This is a genomic window from Nonomuraea monospora (assembly GCF_039531895.1).
Classification (GTDB): domain Bacteria; phylum Actinomycetota; class Actinomycetes; order Streptosporangiales; family Streptosporangiaceae; genus Nonomuraea; species Nonomuraea monospora.
The window spans coordinates 86,608-104,011 of the sequence record NZ_BAAAQX010000048.1; the positions used below are offsets into that span (position 1 = coordinate 86,608).

General features: G+C 71.1%; 21 protein-coding genes. 20 read left to right on the forward strand and 1 reads right to left on the reverse strand.

The features are described from left to right. Positions 1-58 precede the first annotated feature (58 nt). Positions 59-2,062, forward strand: coding sequence for a GxGYxYP domain-containing protein (locus ABD331_RS53110; protein ID WP_344493865.1), 2,004 nt, complete (start codon positions 59-61; stop codon positions 2,060-2,062). Positions 2,063-2,087: 25 nt separating this feature from the next. Beyond that, positions 2,088-3,119: a DUF2332 domain-containing protein gene (locus tag ABD331_RS53115; protein WP_344493867.1), complete on the forward strand. Its 1,032-nt coding sequence runs from the start codon at positions 2,088-2,090 to the stop codon at positions 3,117-3,119. A 3-nt stretch (positions 3,120-3,122) separates the two neighbouring features. Here ABD331_RS53115 and ABD331_RS53120 read toward each other — a convergent pair whose 3' ends face one another. Further along, a complete protein-coding gene (locus ABD331_RS53120; RefSeq protein WP_344493869.1) occupies positions 3,123-3,485 on the reverse strand; it encodes a hypothetical protein in 363 nt (120 codons plus the stop codon). A gap of 247 nt (positions 3,486-3,732) precedes the next feature. Here ABD331_RS53120 and ABD331_RS53125 point away from each other — a divergent pair, with 247 nt between their 5' ends. The 18 genes from ABD331_RS53125 (at position 3,733) to ABD331_RS53210 (ending at position 16,386) form a co-directional block, all read left to right on the forward strand. Then, positions 3,733-4,368 carry a LysE family translocator gene (locus ABD331_RS53125; protein ID WP_344493872.1) on the forward strand — a complete coding sequence of 212 codons (636 nt, stop codon included), beginning with the start codon at positions 3,733-3,735 and terminating at the stop codon, positions 4,366-4,368. 85 nt (positions 4,369-4,453) lie between these two features. Continuing rightward, positions 4,454-4,618, forward strand: a complete 165-nt coding sequence (locus ABD331_RS53130; protein ID WP_344493874.1) for a hypothetical protein — start codon at positions 4,454-4,456, stop codon at positions 4,616-4,618. Beyond that, the gene (locus ABD331_RS53135) at positions 4,615-5,076 is read left to right on the forward strand and encodes a GNAT family N-acetyltransferase (protein ID WP_344493876.1); all 462 of its coding nucleotides are present in this window, start codon (positions 4,615-4,617) and stop codon (positions 5,074-5,076) included. Before ABD331_RS53130 ends, ABD331_RS53135 begins: the two co-directional genes overlap by 4 nt. 270 nt (positions 5,077-5,346) lie before the next feature. Continuing rightward, positions 5,347-6,084, forward strand: coding sequence for a UMP kinase (pyrH, locus tag ABD331_RS53140; protein ID WP_344493878.1), 738 nt, complete (start codon positions 5,347-5,349; stop codon positions 6,082-6,084). Positions 6,085-6,096: 12 nt separating this feature from the next. Beyond that, positions 6,097-7,062: a CehA/McbA family metallohydrolase gene (locus ABD331_RS53145; RefSeq protein ID WP_344493880.1), complete on the forward strand. Its 966-nt coding sequence runs from the start codon at positions 6,097-6,099 to the stop codon at positions 7,060-7,062. Between the two features lie 3 nt (positions 7,063-7,065). Beyond that, positions 7,066-7,842 carry an alpha/beta fold hydrolase gene (locus ABD331_RS53150; RefSeq protein ID WP_344493882.1) on the forward strand — a complete coding sequence of 259 codons (777 nt, stop codon included), beginning with the start codon at positions 7,066-7,068 and terminating at the stop codon, positions 7,840-7,842. A gap of 47 nt (positions 7,843-7,889) precedes the next feature. Then, positions 7,890-8,618, forward strand: coding sequence for a Type 1 glutamine amidotransferase-like domain-containing protein (locus ABD331_RS53155; RefSeq protein WP_344493884.1), 729 nt, complete (start codon positions 7,890-7,892; stop codon positions 8,616-8,618). 104 nt (positions 8,619-8,722) lie between these two features. Continuing rightward, a complete protein-coding gene (locus ABD331_RS53160; protein ID WP_344493886.1) occupies positions 8,723-9,637 on the forward strand; it encodes an endonuclease/exonuclease/phosphatase family protein in 915 nt (304 codons plus the stop codon). A 93-nt stretch (positions 9,638-9,730) separates the two neighbouring features. Continuing rightward, positions 9,731-10,228 (forward strand): pyridoxamine 5'-phosphate oxidase family protein, encoded by a 498-nt coding sequence (locus ABD331_RS53165; protein WP_344493888.1) that lies wholly within the window; start codon positions 9,731-9,733, stop codon positions 10,226-10,228. A gap of 34 nt (positions 10,229-10,262) precedes the next feature. Next, the gene (locus ABD331_RS53170) at positions 10,263-10,670 is read left to right on the forward strand and encodes a YciI family protein (RefSeq protein WP_344493890.1); all 408 of its coding nucleotides are present in this window, start codon (positions 10,263-10,265) and stop codon (positions 10,668-10,670) included. 6 nt (positions 10,671-10,676) lie between these two features. Then, positions 10,677-11,822, forward strand: coding sequence for an RNA polymerase sigma factor (locus ABD331_RS53175; RefSeq protein WP_344493892.1), 1,146 nt, complete (start codon positions 10,677-10,679; stop codon positions 11,820-11,822). A gap of 50 nt (positions 11,823-11,872) precedes the next feature. After that, positions 11,873-12,439: a helix-turn-helix domain-containing protein gene (locus tag ABD331_RS53180; RefSeq protein ID WP_344493894.1), complete on the forward strand. Its 567-nt coding sequence runs from the start codon at positions 11,873-11,875 to the stop codon at positions 12,437-12,439. Next, positions 12,393-13,721: an MFS transporter gene (locus ABD331_RS53185; protein WP_344493896.1), complete on the forward strand. Its 1,329-nt coding sequence runs from the start codon at positions 12,393-12,395 to the stop codon at positions 13,719-13,721. The genes ABD331_RS53180 and ABD331_RS53185 overlap by 47 nt, the downstream gene beginning before the upstream one ends. 20 nt (positions 13,722-13,741) lie before the next feature. Then, positions 13,742-14,548, forward strand: coding sequence for a class I SAM-dependent methyltransferase (locus ABD331_RS53190; protein WP_344493899.1), 807 nt, complete (start codon positions 13,742-13,744; stop codon positions 14,546-14,548). Positions 14,549-14,606: 58 nt separating this feature from the next. Continuing rightward, positions 14,607-15,311, forward strand: a complete 705-nt coding sequence (locus ABD331_RS53195; RefSeq protein ID WP_344493901.1) for an HAD family hydrolase — start codon at positions 14,607-14,609, stop codon at positions 15,309-15,311. A 133-nt stretch (positions 15,312-15,444) separates the two neighbouring features. Continuing rightward, positions 15,445-15,792, forward strand: coding sequence for a GRAM domain-containing protein (locus ABD331_RS53200; RefSeq protein WP_344493903.1), 348 nt, complete (start codon positions 15,445-15,447; stop codon positions 15,790-15,792). 112 nt (positions 15,793-15,904) lie between these two features. Further along, entirely contained in the window at positions 15,905-16,033 is a 129-nt protein-coding gene (locus ABD331_RS53205) for a hypothetical protein (protein WP_344493905.1), read from the forward strand. Next, entirely contained in the window at positions 16,033-16,386 is a 354-nt protein-coding gene (locus ABD331_RS53210; RefSeq protein ID WP_344493907.1) for a helix-turn-helix domain-containing protein, read from the forward strand. The genes ABD331_RS53205 and ABD331_RS53210 overlap by 1 nt, the downstream gene beginning before the upstream one ends. The last annotated feature ends 1,018 nt before the right edge of the window (positions 16,387-17,404 follow it).

Sequence of the window (17,404 nt, forward strand, 5' to 3'; positions counted from 1 at the left end):
GGAAGATGACAACGCTGTCATTCCTGGTCTTCCCCCCGACGAGGAGCAGTGAACATCGATGGTGTCCCGACGTACCTTCCTGCGGGCGAACGGCGCGGTCCTCGCCGCCGCCGGCTTCGGCATCACCCTCCCCGCCCAGGCCGCCACCGCCGCGACCCCCCTCCTGCCCGGCTTCGGCCGGCCGGCCCGCCTCGACTACGCCGACCTCAGCACCCTGCACGGCGACGACCAGTTACTCCTGACCACCCTCCAGGGCGTCGTCAACCGCCGCGGCCCCCGCCTCTACTTCAACTACAACGCCGAGAACTACGACGCCGCCTGGCTCGACAGCACGGGCGCGAAGATCACCCGCCACGACCGCCCGCACGACCTCATCACCCGCTACCGGGGCGAGGCCCGCGGCGCGATCCTGCACGACCCGGCCGTCCCCGACTCGGTGAACGTCGCCACCACCCTGGCCGGCCTGGAGAACGCCGTCGCCGCCACCGCCGAGCAGGCCGCCGCGTACGGCTTCAAGGTCATCACCGACCTGCGCGGGCGCTTCGACCCCGGCGACGTGCTCGCCACCTACCGCTGGCAGCTCGACAACCTGTTCCCCCGCTGCACCAAGGCCCTGCTCAGCGGCCTGCCACCGACCAGGACCGTCAAGGTGGACGACGTGCGCTGGCGCGAGGTCGCCAGGGAGAGCGAGCGGATCAGGGACTCCTCCAACAGGCAGGTCCGCACGTTCGACCTCAGCCCGGAGCTGTCCGGCCAGGACGGCGTCTACCTGCGCTTCCAGGACTCGCTGGGCGACGACGGCTGGGGCGCCTCCGTCGGCTCGGTCGTGGTCAGGGCCGACGGCACGCAGATCGCCTCCTTCACGCCCGGCACGGACGCCGAGGCCCCGTACCTCTTCGACGGCCTCAACTCCGCCCTCGGAGGGGACGCCAACCGCTTCGCCGACGGCGGCAACTACTTCGTCTACCGCTTCACCGCCCCCGCCGGCACCCGGCAGTTGCTCGTCGAGGTGGACCTGTGGAACCAGTTCCTGGTCACCGCCACCACCACGGCGCCCACCCGGGTGGAGCCCTTCCCGTACTTCCGCGACTACACGGTGGCGACGCGGGCCATGGTGTTCTGGCTGCCGCCCAGCGGCGAGACGGGCGCGCTGCTGGACGAGATCCTGAGCGAGGTGAAGCCGACGACGCCGTACGCGGGCTGGTTCTCCAACGACGTGGCAGGCGAGTGGGGCGGCGTGGACCGGGCCTCGCAGCACGCGGTCGAGGTGGTGCCCGCCGACTACTACATGAACGCCACCGTGCACGCGGGCGTCCAGGCCAAAATCTCCGACCGCGTACGCCCGGTGCCGCGCACTTCTCCGCGCAACCGGGTCTACCTCACGCTCACCGTCGGCGAGGGCGACAACATCCAGTACTGCCAGCGCAGGATGCGGCAGATCTGGGACGACCCCGCCCGCGGCCGGGTGCCCACCAACTGGACGGTCAGCCCGCTGCTGGCCGACATCGGGCCCGCCCTGCTGGCCTACTACCAGCGCACCGCCACCGACAACGACCTGCTGATCGCGGGGCCGTCCGGCGCGGGCTACACCTACCCGGGGTCGTGGCCGCAGGGCGACCTCGACGCGTACACCGCGCTGACCGGGCGGTTCCTGCGCCGCACGGGCCTGGACCTGGTCTACGCCTACAACCATCGCAACGCGGCGGGCGACGGCTGGGTGGCCTTCGACGAGCGGATCGCGGCCTCGTACCGGAAGAACACGCCGCTGCGCGGCGTCATCCAGTCGTGGGAGACCGGCGACCTCCAGGCCGCCCCCGCCGGGCTGCCGGTGATCGGCAACTTCTCGCCGCAGGGCAGGACGCAGGAGTACCGGGACACGCTGGTCAGGCACATCGAGGGGTGGGACGGCGGGCGTCCGCTGTTCATCGCCGGAGCGGTCAACGCCTGGAACTGGGCGCCCAGCGACATCGCCTCGCTGGGCGAGCTGCTCGGTGACCCGTTCGAGATCGTCCGGGGCGACGCCTTCTTCAAGCTGCTCCGAGAAGTCATGATCGACGTATGAGGTGATCGGACGCGGGAGGTCATGCGTGGCGGACGAGACGGGGACGACGGCGGCGATGTACCGGCGCTTCGCGACCCTGGAGGCGCCCGGCGCCTCGCCGCTCTACGAACGGCTCGCCTCCGGCGTGGCCTCCGACCGCGAACTGCTCGCCCTGCTGGACGGGCTGCCCCCGGCCAAGCGGCAGCCGAACCTGCTCTTCGCCGCCGTCCGGTACGTCACCGGAACCCCGTCCGGGTACGACGGCTTCCGCGACGCCCTCTTCGAGCACCGCGACACCGTCGTCGCGACCATGCTCGCGCGCCGCACCCAGACCAACGAGCCGGCCAGGTGCGCCGCCCTCTACCCGCTGCTCGCCTCGCTGCCTCAGCCGCTGGCGTTGCTGGAGGTGGGCGCGTCGGCCGGGCTGTGCCTGATGCCCGACCGGTACGCCTACACCTACACCCCCACCCACGACAGCCCCGCCCCCAACTCCTCCACCCACAACGGCCCCGCCCGTGACGGCCACTTGTTCGGTGCGGTGGACAGCCCGTTGCGGCTGCGTTGCGTCGTCGAGGGCGCCCCGCCCCCGCACCTCACCCACCCCGGCCCGATCACCGTCGCCTGGCGGGCGGGCATCGACCTCAACCCCCTCGACGTCACCGACCCCGACGACGTGCGCTGGCTGCGCACCCTGGTCTGGCCGGAGCAGCAGGAGCGGCTGCACCGCCTGGAGACCGCGATCGGCCTGGCCCGCGAGAACCCGCCGCCCGTCGTGCGCGGCGACCTCAACGACCGGCTCACCGAGGTCGCGGCCCAGGCGCCACCGCACGCCACGCTCGTCGTCTACCACACGGCGGTGCTCTACTACGTCAACGACGAGGGCAGGGCCGCCTTCGCCGACCAGCTCGCCCGGCTCGGCTGCCACTGGATCGGGCAGGAGACCGAGGGCATCCTGCCGCAGATCACCGCGCGCCTCCCCCGGCCGCACCCGGACGGGCCTCTCATGTACGTGCTGTCCCTGGACGGCCGGCCGGTGGCGTTCTCCGCGCTGCACGGCGGCCGGCTGCACTGGGTGTGAGCCCTACGGGCCGGGCCTGCGGGTCACGAACACGTACTCGCGGCTGTCCTCGGTGAAGGGCTCCCCGTCGAACCCCCCGTACAGGGCCTCCAGCTCCAGCCCCGCGACGTCGATCAGCCCGAGCCACTCGTTCTTCGTCGCCCACCAGGACGAGCTGGTCGCCCCGTCGTCCAGCACGATGTCGATCCGGTTGTCGCCGACGGCGAAGCGCGTCGTGTGCGGCACCGGCTCCTGCTGCCGCGTCCCGTCGAAGCGGGCGGCGACGTGGTGGTCGAAGGCGAGGGCGTTCCAGGCGAAACGCCCTCCGGGGCGCAGCGACGCCGCCACCCGCTCGAAGACGCGGCGGCGGTCGGCCCACGTCGGCACGTGCTGCAGCGACCGGAACGGGCAGTAGACCAGCGCCGGCCTGTGGCCCGCGCGACCGGGACGGCGACCCGCCCGTTGCCGATTGCCAGCTCCACCAGCGGCCCGTCCGCCTCCCTGGCGAGGCCGGCGTAGAAGGCGACGTCGGCCGCCATGTGCGCCGACCACTCCCCGTACCGGTGCGCGAACGCCTCATCCCAAGTGGACGTCATCCCCGCCCCCTGGATGGACAGCATGGGATAATTCGGCCATGCCTATCGACCCCCATCTTCTCGCCCTCTTCACCGTCACCACGATCATCGCAATGATCACGCCGGGGCCGGACATGCTTTTCGTGCTGGGGTGCGGGATGCGCGGCGGCCCGAAGGCCGGCCTGCTCGCCACCGCCGGCGTGGCCACCAGCGAGGCCGTCCACGTCGCCGTGGCGGCGGCGGGCCTGGCGGCGCTGTTCGAGGCGGTGCCGGTCGCGTTCACCGTGGTGCGGGTCGTCGGCGCCGCGTACCTGATCTACCTCGGCGTCCAGGCCATCCGCAAGCGTGACGACAGCCCCATGGACGTGGCCATGGGCGGCGGCGGCATGCCGGGACGCAAGGCGTACCTGAGCGGGCTGATGACCAACCTGCTCAACCCGAAGATGGTCACCTTCACCATCGCCTTCCTGCCGCAGTTCATCAATCCGAGCCTGGGTCAGGTGTGGCTCCAGTTCGCGATCCTCGGGGTGATCCTCATCGCGCTGGAGTTCGTCGTGGACGGGGCGGTCGGCGTGCTCGCGGGCCGCATCGGCGCCTGGCTGCGGCACCGGCGGGCCGCGCGGCGCCGCATCGACGTCGCCACGGGCGGCATCTTCGTCGGCCTCGGCGTGAAGCTCGCCCTGGAGAAGTCGTGAAGGCCGGCTCGCTGAAAATGAGTGGCGCGGGAGCGGTCGCCGGGGGTCCACTGGAGCGACCGTTTCCCGAAGGAGCCCGCTCACAGTGATCGCCGTCTCGGCCGCCTCCGGCGCGCTCGGCCGCCTCGTCATCGACCGGTTGCGCACGCGGACGGAGGTGGTGGCGGTGGTCCGCGATCCGGTACGCGCTCCGGCGGGCGTCCAGGAGACCGTCGTCGCCCGCCTCCTCGCGGAAGGACCTGCCCGATGACACCCGGCCTGCGCCTCGCGCCCGTCACCCCGGCCAACTTCGAGACGGCCGTCGCCGTACGGGTCCGGCCCGACCAGGAGCACCTCGTCTCGTCGGTGGTGAAGTCGCTGGCCGAGGCCTACGTCCATCCGCGCACGGCCTGGCCGCGCCTCATCCTCGACGGGAACGTCGCCGTGGGCTTCCTCATGGCGTTCCTCGACATCGACTGGGACGGCAAGGGCGTGGACTTCCGCTCCGGGCTGTGGCGGCTCAACGTGGTGCCCGACGCGCAGGGGCGCGGGGTCGGGCGGTTCGCCGTCGCGTCCGTGGCCGCCGAGCTCAGGCGGCGCGGCGCCACGCGGATGTACGTCACCTGGCATCCGGGGGACGGCGGGCCCGAGGGGTTCTACCGCAGGCTCGGGTTCGAGCTGACGGGCGAGGTCAGCGGCGATCAGACGGTCGGCGTACTGACCCTGTGACAGGCGCGCCCGCCGCCCCGCCACGCCCGCGCGCCCTCCCCCTCACGACACCCCAGCGCTCGCCCCGTGACCGCCCCCCGCATTGGCCCCCGCGCTGACCCCGCACTGGCTCCGCACTGACCCCCCGCGCTGGCCCCCGCGCTGACCCCGCACTGGCCCCCGCACTCGCCCCGCACCAGCCCCCTGATCGTCCGGCGTCCCGGCCTGGTGACGGCGCGCGCCGTATCCTTGGTCGGGTCGCCGACCGCGCGACCGCGAAGGGATGCGGGCATGCGTCGTTACTCACGAGTCGTGGTCAAGCTCAGCGGCGAGGCCCTGTCGGGAGAGTCCGGCTGGGGCACCGACCCGGCGAGCCTGGCCCAGCTCGCGGACGAGATCCTGTCGGTCCACGACCTCGGCGTGCAGATCGCCGTGGTGATCGGCGGCGGCAACTACTTCCGCGGGCGCATGGCGGACGGCTGGGGCATCGGCAGGGCCGAGGCCGACAACATCGGCATGCTGGGCACCGTCATGAACGCGCTGATGCTGCGCGGCGTGCTGACCGCCCGCTCCGACACCGACGTCCGGGTCATGACGGCGATGCCCATGCAGAGCGTGGCGGAGCCGTTCATCAGGCTGCGCGCCGACCGGCACCTGCGCCGCGACCTCATCGTGCTGCTCGCCGGCGGCATCGGCCAGCCGTACGTCACCACCGACTACCCCGCCGTGCAGCGCGCCCTGGAGCTGGACGCCGACGCGCTGCTGGTGGCCAAGCGCGGCGTGGACGGCGTGTACGACAGCGACCCGAACCTCAACCCGGACGCCAAGCGCTTCACGAACCTCACCTACCGTGAGGCGCTGGAGGCCAAGGTGCGGGTCATGGACGAGAGCGCGTTCGTGCTGGCCAACGAGCAGGGCCTGCGCATGCACGTCTTCGACGTGGCCGCCAGGGGCGTCATGCGGGCCATCTGCGAGGGCGAGGACATCGGCACCCGCATCACCACCGACGACGCCGCGCCGCCCGCCTAGTACCCTGCCGGGATGGCGATCGATCATGCCAGGGCCTGGTACCGGGGCGACTGCCACGTGCACTCGTACCTGTCGAAGGGCGCGGACCTGACGCCTGCGCAGCTCGCGGCCGAGGCCCGCGCCGCCGGGCTCGACTTCATCGCCGTCACCGAGCACAACACCCCCTCTGCCTGGGACGACTGGGCCGCGCTCGCGGGCGACGACCTGCTGGTCATCCCTGGCCAGGAGGTGACGACCTACACCGGCCACTGGCTGGCCCTCGGCGTCTCCCCTGGCGAGGTGGTCGAGTGGCGCTACGGCGTGCGGGACGACGCCGTGGACCGGCACCTGGCCCAGGTCCGCCGCTCCGGCGGCCTGTGCGTGGCGGCCCACCCGCACGCCCCGTACCCGTCGGGCGTGTTCACGTACCCGTTCCACGGCTTCGACACGGTCGAGGTGTGGAACGGCCTGTGGGCCTCCGACCTGCCGTGGAACGCGGACAACGAGGCCGCGCTGGCCGAGTGGGGCCGCGGCCTGGCCCATGACCTGCACCGGGGCTCGTGGCGGCCCGCGATGGGCAACAGCGACGCCCACCTGACGGGCCAGCTCGGCACCCCGCACACCGTCGTCCTGTCCGAGGGGCGCGACGCCGCCGCCCTCCTCGCCGCCGTCCGCGCCGGGCGGAGCTGGATCGCCGAGTCGGCCGCGATCGAGGTCGCCTTCGAGGCGACCGCCGCCGACGGCCGCGCGGGCGTCGGCGAGCGCCTGCGCACCGGCGGCGAGCCCGCCGCCGTCCGGCTGGAGGTGCGCGGCGTCCCCTCCGGCTCCATCACCCTGCACACCGAACGCGGCACGATACTGCGCGAACCTCTGCCCGTGGACGGGCCCGGCCTGGTGGAGTGGCGGACGAGCGCGGCGGAGTCGGCGTTCGTCCGCGCCGAGATCCGCCACCCGGACGGACGCATGGCCGCCCTCACCAACCCCGTCGTCCTGTTCTGAGCCATGCCCCGAACCTCGATGACCGTGCCCGTCGTGAGCGGCGGCGTGCCCATCGCCGCTCACGACCACGGCGGCTCCGGCCAGGACGTCCTGCTCCTGCACGGCGGCGGTCGCACCCGCCACGACTGGGACGTCTTCGCCGGGCTCCTCGTGGCCGCCGGGTTCCGGCCGGTGTCCATGGATCTGCGCGGCCACGGCGAGTCCGGGGCCGCGCCGTGGTCGTGGCAGGCGGCACTCGGCGACGTCGCCGCCGTCGCCGAGACGTACGGGCTGCACCGGCCGGTGGTCGTCGGCCACTCACTCGGCGGCATGGTCGCCGCGCTGTGGGCGTCCGAGCACCCGGACTGCCCGCTCGCCGTGAACCTCGACGGCCACGGCAACCCGACCCGCCCCGGCCAGTTCGCCGGCCTGGACGAGGCCGCGGCGTCGGCCGCCTGCGACGAGATGACCGCGTTCCTGACGGAGCTGGGCCAGGGGCTGCCGGAGGAGTTCTTGCAGGTCATGCGGGAGATCGACGCCCTGGACCTGTTCAAGGTGTACCGCGCCGCGCGCTGCCCGCTGCTGGTGGTCAGCGGCGACGCGACGGCCTTCGCCGCCGTCTTCCCCGATCGGCTCGCGCCGGCGTGGGAGGCGTACTGCCTGTGGACGCGGCGGCAGCTCGGCGCGGTGGTGGAGGAGTGCCCGCTGGTACGGGAGGCGTCCCTGCCCACGGGGCACGACCCGCACGTCGAGGCGCCAGAGACGGTGCTGCGGCTGCTCTTCGACCACCTCGAACGGTGACGAGCATGGCTTGCGGGCGGCGCGCCCGCCGGTGAAGGATCATGCTCATGACCCGAGAGCCACAGATTCTCGCCTGCTCAGGAGTGCTCTATCCGCCTGAGGGGTTCACCCACGTGGGTGTGCAGATCTGGCAGGCGATGCGACTGGCCGAGGTGCCCAGGCCGCGCGTCTGCCTGATCGCCACAGCGACCGGAGACGCGCGGGAGCAGATCGACGGCTGGTACGGACTCGTCCCGAAACTCGGCGACGCCGAACTCTCCCACCTGCAGCTCTTCACCCAGCCGAACGTCAAGGACGTGCGCGCGCACCTGCTCTCCCAGGACGTCGTCTTCGTGTCAGGGGGCAGCGTGGTGAACCTGCTGGCGGTCTGGCGGGCGCACCGGCTGGAGGAGATCCTGCGGGAGTGCTGGGAGGCGGGCGTGGTGCTGGCCGGGCAGAGCGCCGGCAGCCTGTGCTGGCACCTGGGCGGGGTGACCGACTCCTTCGGCGACCAGCTCGACCCGGTGCACGACTGTCTCGGCTTCCTGCCGTTCAGCAACGGCGTCCACGACGACCTCGGCGACCAGCCGCGGCGGGACACGTACCGGCGGCTGGTCGGCGACGGGACGCTTCCGCCTGGGTACGCCACGGAGGACGGTGTCGCGCTGCACTACGTGGGCACCCGGCTGCACGAGGCGTTGAGCGTGCTTCCCGACAGGAACGCGTGGTTCGTCGAGCGTGACGGCGACGGCACGGGCCGGGAGACGGCCGTCCCGGCCCGCCGCTGGGTCCCTTGAGCCTGGACGGGCCGAGCGCGGACGGGCCAAGCGTTGACGGACCGAGCGCGGACGGGCCAAGCGTTGACGGACCGGGCGCGGGTGCGCGGCGTCGGAAGCCGTGGGTGCTGGGGTCGCTCGCCGTGCTGGTCGCCGCGCTCCTGGCGCTCCACTCGGCCGTCCCCAACGCCGTGGGCAACCTCGGCAGCCTGCTGGAGACGTTCCTGCCCTGGCTCGGCCTGCCTGCCGTGGCCCTGCTTGCCCTGGCCTCGTTACGACGCTCACCCGCCGCGATCGTGGCAGCGATCGTGCCGGCGCTGGTCTGGGCGGTCATGTTCGGCGCTTGGGTGTTCCCCCGCACCTCGCCTCCGGGCACGTCCACCCTCACAGTGCTCCAGCACAACGTCGCCGACGACAACGCGACTCCCGCCACCACGGCGAACACCCTCGCCCGCGCCGGAGCCGACCTCATCGCCCTCCAGGAACTGACCCCCCAGACCCTGCCCGTCTACGAAGCGGCCCTCACCCCGGAACACCCCCACCGGCTCTTCGTGGGCACGATCGGCCTCTGGTCCCGATACCCCATCACCCACAGCCGCCCCCTCGACATCAAGCCCAAGGACATCACCGCCGACTGGAACCGCGGCCTGCGCGCCACCGTACAAACCCCGACAGGCGACATAGCGGCATATGTCGCCCACCTCCCCTCGGTCCGCATCCGCCCCCAGGACGGCTTCGGCACGGCCTGGCGCGACGAGAGCGCCACCGCCCTGGGCGCCGAGATCGCCGGGGAGAAGCTGGCCCGAATCGTCCTGATGGGCGACCTCAACGGCACCGTCCACGACCGCGGCCTCTCCCCCCTCACCTCCCGCCTGACCCCAGCCCTGGACGGCTTCGCCTTCACCTGGCCCGCCGCGTTCCCACTCGCCCGCATCGACCACATCATGACCCGCGACGCGCCCGCCACCAGCACCTGGACCCTCCCCTCCACCGGCAGCGACCACCTCCCCACCGCCGCCCGGCTCGACCTCAAAAAATAAATGGCCGCAGGGATGTCGAGAACGTCGCGCCGGCTCCGTCCCAGGGGCACAAGCGGCCACGAGGGCCCGCGACGACGAGGAAGAGGAACAGTCATGCGGCAGCACGAGATCACCGAGATCCTGAACCGCCCGTACAGCCAGGAACTGCTGGCCCGCGACCTGACCCGCCTCGCCTACGTCGCCAAGGACGGCACCCCGCGCAACGTCCCGATCGGTTTCACCTGGAACGGCTCGCAGATCGTCATGTGCACCACGAAGAACGCCCCCAAGCTCGCCCACCTGCGCGAGAACCCCGCGGTCGCCCTGACGATCGACACCGAGGTGCACCCGCCCAAGATCCTGCTCATCCGCGGCCAGGCCGAGCTGGACGTCGTCGACGGCATCCCCGACGAGTACCTCCAGATGAACGGCAGCTACCAGATGACCCCCGAGCAGCGGGTCGGGTGGGAGGCGGAGGTGCGCTCGCTCTACGACGGCATGGTGCGGGTCGTCGTCACCCCGACGTGGGTCAAACTGATCGACTTCGAGACGACGCTGCCGAGCGCCGTCGAGGAGCTCATGCACGAGCGAGCCGCACGCCAGCAGTCCTGAACGTTTCCACGAACACCGCAGACAGGAGAATACGATGGCCAAGTACCTGCTTCTCAAGCACTACCGAGGCGCACCCGCTCCGGTCAACGACGTGCCGATGGACCAGTGGACGCCGGAGGAGGTCTCCGCCCACATGCAGTACATGCGGGACTTCGCCGCCCGGCTGGAGGCCACCGGCGAGTTCGTCGACAGTCAGGCGCTCTCCCCTGAGGGCACGTTCGTCCGCTACGACGGCGAGGGCCGGCCGCCGGCCACCGACGGGCCGTTCGCCGAGACCAAGGACCTGATCGCCGGCTGGATGGTGATCGACGTCGAGACGTACGAGCGGGCGCTGGAGCTGGCGGCCGAGCTGTCCGCGGCTCCCGGCGCGGGCGGCAAGCCGATCCACGAGTGGCTGGAGGTGCGCCCGTTCCTGTCCGCGCACTCCACCGTCACGGAGTGACGAACGGTGGACGAGACCCTGCTGCGGGCCCTCACCCCCACGGTGATCGGCGTGCTCGTCCGCCGCGGAGCCGGCTTCGCGGCGGCCGAGGACGCCGTACAGGAGGCCCTGATCGAGGCCGTGCGCGTGTGGCCGGACGACCCGCCCCGCGACCCGAAGGGCTGGCTGGTCACCGTGTCGTGGCGCAAGTTCCTGGACGCCACCCGCGCCGACGCCTCCCGCCGCGACCGCGAGGTGCGCGTCGAGGCCGAGCCCGCGCCGGAGCCGGGCGACCCGGTGGACGACACGCTGCAGCTCTACTTCCTGTGCGCGCACCCGTCCCTGACGCCGGCCTCGGCCGTCGCGCTGACGCTGCGCGCGGTCGGCGGCCTGACCACGCGCCAGATCGCGCAGGCCTACCTGGTGCCGGAGGCGACCATGGCCCAGCGCATCAGCCGGGCCAAGCGGACCGTCTCGTCCGTCCGCTTCAACCAGCCCGGCGACGTCGCCACGGTGCTGCGCGTCCTCTACCTCGTCTTCAACGAGGGCTACTCGGGGGACGTCGACCTCGCCGCCGAGGCGATCCGGCTCACCCGCCAGCTCGCGGCCAGGACCAAGCACGAGGAGGTGGCGGGCCTGCTCGCGCTCATGCTGCTGCACCACGCCCGCCGCCCCGCCAGGACGGGCCGGGACGGTCGGCTCATCCCCCTCGCCGAGCAGGACCGCTGCCTCTGGGACACCCGCCTGATCGCCGAGGGCGTGGACGTGCTCCAGGCCGCCCTCGCCCGCGACCGGCTGGGCGAGTTCCAGGCGCAGGCCGCCATCGCCGCGCTGCACGCGGACGCGCGCACGGCCGGGGAGACCGACTGGGTGCAGATCGTCGAGTGGTACGACGAGCTGCTGCTTCTCACCGACAACCCGGTGGCCCGCCTCAACAGGGCGGTGGCCGTCGGCGAGGCGGACGGCCCGCGCGCCGGGCTGGCGGCCCTGGCGGAGCTCGACCCGTCCCTGCCCCGCTACACCGCGGCCGAGGCGTACCTGCGTGAGCGTGACGGGGACCTGGCTACGGCGGCGCGCCTGTACGCCGAGGCCGCCCGCTCCGCCCCCAACCTGCCCGAACGCGACCATCTCACGCGCCAGGCCGCCCGCCTCAACGCCTTGCTCCGCGGGTAGTTACACAAGAGCTGTTGTACAAGACCTCTTGTGTATCTAGGCTCGTCTCCATGTCCTCCGACCGTCCGACGCGCGAGATCCGTGACTCCAAGGTGCTCGCCGCCATGTCCCACCCGCTGCGGCGCCGCCTGCTCGACCTGCTTCGGGTGGACGGGCCCGCCACCGCCTCAGCCCTGTCCGCCGCGACCGGTCAGGCCGTCGGCAACATCAGCCACCACCTGAAGGTTCTCGCTGGTTGTGAGCTGGTCGAGGAGGCTCCCGAGCTGGCCCGTGATCGTCGCGAGCGGTGGTGGCGCCGGTCTCCTGACGTGCTGAGCTGGTCGCCGTCCGACTTTCCCGACGATCCGGTCGCGGCGGCGGCCGAGTCGCTGCTGCTCGATCGGCAGGCCGGGCTTGTCCGGCAGTGGATCGCCGAGCGTGACGGGTACCCGGAGCCGTGGCGGCGGGCGGCGTTCACCGCCGATCACTGGGCTCGCTTGTCGGTGGGGGAGCTTGCCGAGTTGGAGGAGCGGGTGCTGGATCTGCTGGCTTCGGTGGCTGATCGGGAGGTTCCGGATGACGGTCAGGAGCGTGAGCTCGTCTTCCTCACCGTCCGCGCCGTCCCCGGCCGCCCGTGACCCCGACCCCACCCCTCCGCTCGCGGGACGCGCCGCATCTGGCGGGCTGCTGACGATGCGGGACTTCCGGCTGCTGTGGATCGGCGAGACGACCAGCATGCTCGGCAGCTCCATCGCCGGCGTGGCCCTCCCACTGATCGCCGTCGCAACACTCCACGCCGACACCTTCACCGTCGGACTGCTCACCGCAGCCGCCTGGCTGCCATGGCTGCTCATCGGCCTGCCCGCCGGCGCGTGGGTCGACCGCCTGCCGAAACGACCGATCATGCTGACCTGCGATCTCACCTCGATGGCGGCGTTCGCCAGCGTGCCGGCCGCGGCGTGGCTCGGCACACTCACGACGACGCACCTGCTCGTGGTCGCCGTGGCGGGCGGCGTGGCCAAGGTCTTCTTCACCCTCGCCTACCGCGCGTACCTGCCCGTCTTGGTCGCGGGCGAGCGACTGCTGGAGGCCAACACCAAACTCCAGGGCAGCGAATCAGCAGCCCAGATCGCACGCCCCGGCCTGGCCGGCCTCCTCGCGCACACGTTCGGCGCGGTCAGCGGCGTGCTGGCCGACGCGATCAGCTTCGGCATCTCGGCCCTGTGCCTACGCTCCATCCGCACCCGCGAGCCCGTCCCCCACGCTTCGTCCGGGCGGCGACTGCTCACGGAAATTCTCGACGGCATCCGCTTCGTCCTCCGCGACCCCTACCTCCGCCCCCTGACCCTCTTCAGCGCACTGTCCAACATCGCACTGATGGGCTACCACTCGATCCAGATCGTCTTCCTCACTCACCACCTCGGCGCGACCTCCGCCCAGACCGGCCTCCTACTGGCACTGTCCGGCGCAGGCGGCCTGTTGGGCGCGACCCTCGCCACCCGCATCGCCACCCACTTCGGCACAGCCCGCGCCTTCCTCCTCTGCGAGACCTTCGCAGCCCCGATGATGCTGCTCGGCCCGACCAGCGGCGACCCGGGCATGGCCCTGTTCACCACGTCGGGCTTCTGCACAGCCGCAGGCGTCGTCGCCTCGAACATCCTGACCAGCACCTTCCGCCAGCAGTACTGCCCACCCGCCCTCCTCGGCCGCATCACCGCCAGCACCTCGGCGCTGAACTACGGAGCGATCCCCCTCGGCGGGCTGCTCGGCGGCCTGCTGGGCGAGTCGGTCGGCGTCAGGGAGACGATGTGGCTGATGGCCGCGATCCAGCTCAGCTCACTCACCGTCCTCCTCCTCAGCCCGCTCCGCCGCAGCCGCGACTTCCCGACCGCCCCGAAATCAACTCGTTCCGCCCGTTGAGCGAAGCTAGGGTGTTCGCTGTGCAGGACGAGATCTACCGCTACAACGCGGAACGCTGGGAAGCCCTGGTGGAGGCGGACGCGCTGTTCACCCGTCCCATGCTCGACCTGGACGAGGAGAAGGCCCGCGCCTACCTGGGCCTGGAACGGCTGGGCGTCCCCGGCGACGTCGCGGGCCGCAAGGTGCTCTGCCTGGCGAGCGGAGGCGGCCAGCAGTCCGCGGCCTTCGCCCTGCTCGGAGCCGACGTGACGGTCTTCGACATCTCCTCCGGCCAACTGGAACGGGACCGCTCGGCCGCCGACCACTACGGCGTCGCCCTCCGCACCGTCCAGGGCGACATGCGCGACCTCTCACCCCTCGGCGACACCGCCTTCGACCTGGTCTGGCACCCGTACTCGCTGACCTTCGTCCCCGACTCCCGCGTCGTCTTCCACGAGGTCGCCCAGGTCATCGCGAACGGCGGCCACTACTACCTGATGTGCGCGAACCCGTTCTTCTCCGGCCTGACCCACCACTCCTGGAACGGCGAGGGCTACACCCTCACCCAGCCCTACACGGACGAGGCCGCCACCTCCTACCCCGACCAGGACTGGGTCTATACCCGCGCCCCCTCCGGCCCTCCCGGCATCCGCGAGCCCAGGGAATACCGCCAGACGCTGAGCCGAATCGTCAACACCCTGATCGGCGAGGGCTTCACGCTGACCCACCTCTCCGAGGTACGCGGCGACTACCCCGGCGCGGAGCCAGGCAGCTGGGCCCACTTCACGGGGGTGGCCCCGCCGTGGCTGGAGTTCGTCTGGCAGTACCGCAGCGGGCAAGCCGTTTGAACGCCGCAACCCCACCAGATCCATCACTGACACACGAGCGAAAGCACGAGGGCGATCGTTGCTCAAGGGTGTGATGTTCGACTTCTCCGGAACGCTCCTACGAATCGAACCCACGGAACAATGGCTACGAGCCGTCCTCCACGACACCGGCGGCCGGCACCCCCTCACCGACCCCGAAATCACCGCCTGCGCCAACCGCCTGGAATTCATGGGCGCCCAACCAGGCGGCCCCACCCCCCGCGAACTCCCCCACCACCTGGCCGACCTCTGGCGCGACCGCGACCTTACCGACGACCACCACCGCGCCTGCTACACCGCCCTGGCCCGCGAAGCCCGCCTCCCGCACCCGTCCCTCGCGGACGCCCTCTACGAACGCGCCCTCCAGCCGATCGCCTGGCAGCTCTACCCGGACACCCGTCCCGTCCTCCAGGAGCTGCACCGTCGCGGAGTGCCCACAGCGGTCGTCAGCAACATCGGCTGGGACCTGCGCACCGTCTTCGCCTTCCACGACCTCACCCAGTACATCGACGCCTTCGTCCTCTCCTACGAACTCGGCGTGACGAAACCCGACCCCCGCATCTTCCGCGCCGCCTGCGACAAGCTCACGCTGCCGCCCGACAGCGTCCTCATGGTCGGCGACGACCGCCACGCCGACACCGGCGCCACCGCACTCGGCTGCCCGCTACACCTCGTCGACCCACTACCTGTCAGCGCCCGCCCGGACGCCCTGCAGCGGATCATCGAACTCTTCGACGAGAATTAGCGCCAGGCCGGCATGCGCGGTTCCGGTGTCAGCGTGGCGGTCCCACGTTGCAGCTCCTCGCGCCTCTGACCTCTGCGGGCATGCCGTCGCGGTTACCACCGTCGATACCCTACGACCAGGAGCAGAACACAGCATGGATGCACAGGACTTAGGCAAGGCGTTCCACGGCACGGACATCATCGCCGAACCCGGCGAGGCAGTCGTCCGCAAAGGCAACGCCAATCTGTGGCGCGGCAAAGAGGCCGTGGGCGGCCGGCTCTGGCTCACCAGCAATTGGCTGGTCTTCCACGCTCACTCCGTGAATTACCAGGCAGGCGTCTGGGCTTGGCCGCTCAAGGACATCATCTCGACGGCCCCGGTCAACACACTCGCCATCGTGCCGAACGGCATGGAACTGACCCTGCGAAACGACGAACGCCTCCGATTCGTCGTGCACCGCCGCCGGGAATGGATGAACGCGATCGATACAGCGAAGGCCTGACACCTCCCGGCTGCACATCGACCGCGCATCCGCCCACCCCTTACCCTGCCGGCGTGGGCACCGACATCTACGGCTACCTCGAAACTCGTCACCCATGTGCCGACGAGGACTGGTGTCAACGCCTCTCTACCCCCAGGACGGCACGCAGGCCGCCGACATCGGCCAGGCGATCGCCGCCAAGAAGCGGTGTGAGGCAGAGCACGACCCGACCACCACACACGTGTTCGAGAGGAGCGCCTGATGAGTCACAGTCGGTGGGACACCTACAAGGCCAAGCGCCTGCGCGAGATGGAGGCGGATGCGCAGCCCCACGCCGAATACGAGCAGGCAGGCCGTGACCTTGAGCTCGGAGACCAGCTGCGAGCGATCCGTATGCGCCGAGGCTTGTCGCAGAAGATTGTGGCGGAGCGGTCGGGGATGTCCCAGCCCGCCCTGTCTCGCATCGAGGGCGGCGGCGGCATTCCGGATATCGCGACACTGCTACGCCTTGGTGCGGCAATGGCGGTTCGGTTCCGCGTCGAACTCGTCGTCGACGACGACATCACTGAAATCGAGCCCCTGACGGTGCATCACCGACGACTCGAGAACGCCTGAGTTTCCGGCGGCCAACTGCAAGTGCGAGAGCACGCTCTCCAGAACGTGCCGTCAGGCGGGCGGGTCTTGCTTACATCCATCGGACTGCGCTTCTCGACGGTGTACGGGACGAATCCCCTGGCGGTCCGAGCCAAGCGTGAGACCTCCGGCGCAAGGATGCCGATTATCGCGTCTCAGCCAATGCGCCTTCCGGCTCAACTCACTACTCAACCAGCGCCCACACGGCCGACCAGATCGGGGATGGCAGCCCCTTGGACACCCTGCCCGATCATCCCGTCTGCCATCGTCCCGCGGTCGAACTCAGTCGTGAGTAAACGCGCTTAACCCTTCGTTACCGAGAGCCATGGCACGATACCGGCTGGCGATTCAAGTCTCGGAGCTGACCGTCCAAGGGGCTGGAGGCGTGAGGTCCAGAGCGCGGCGGGCGAGGATTCTCAACCGCGCCCAAGCGGGGTGCCCCTGTAACCCCTCGGCGCTCCAGGGCCCTGGGCCTTCCTCTGTGAGGTCGGTGAGGAGCCGGTCGATCTCGTCGAGATATCCAGACAGTTCGTCAGTGATCCATCCAGCTTCCCGCGACAGCCAGGACGACCTATAGACGTTGTCGAAATCAAGGGCCAGCTCATCGGGGAGCATCATTGCCCCAAGCCACTTGATCTGATCGGAGGCTGACCACGCAAGATGCTCCACAGCCTCTCGCAGGAGGCCCCAATGCCCCCTGGCCATCGCCCCGCCATCGTCGCCTGACTGCCGCACAGGTCCAGTCTGCCGTGCACCGCACAGATCCCGTCGTTCTGCTCGTCCCGTCCGCCGGCGACCCACGAGACCACGTTCTGCCGTCGTCGCCCGCCAGCTCGAACGCGACAACCTCAGCGAACTCATCCAGGTCGCCGAGTGAGGGGCCACGATGATTCCGGACAGCCGTGTTATGGGTGCAGCCTATGCGGCCGTCTGGATTGCAAGGGCCTCGTTGAGAACCTCCAGGGGCGGCCGGTAGCCGAGCGCCGAGTGCAGGCGCCGA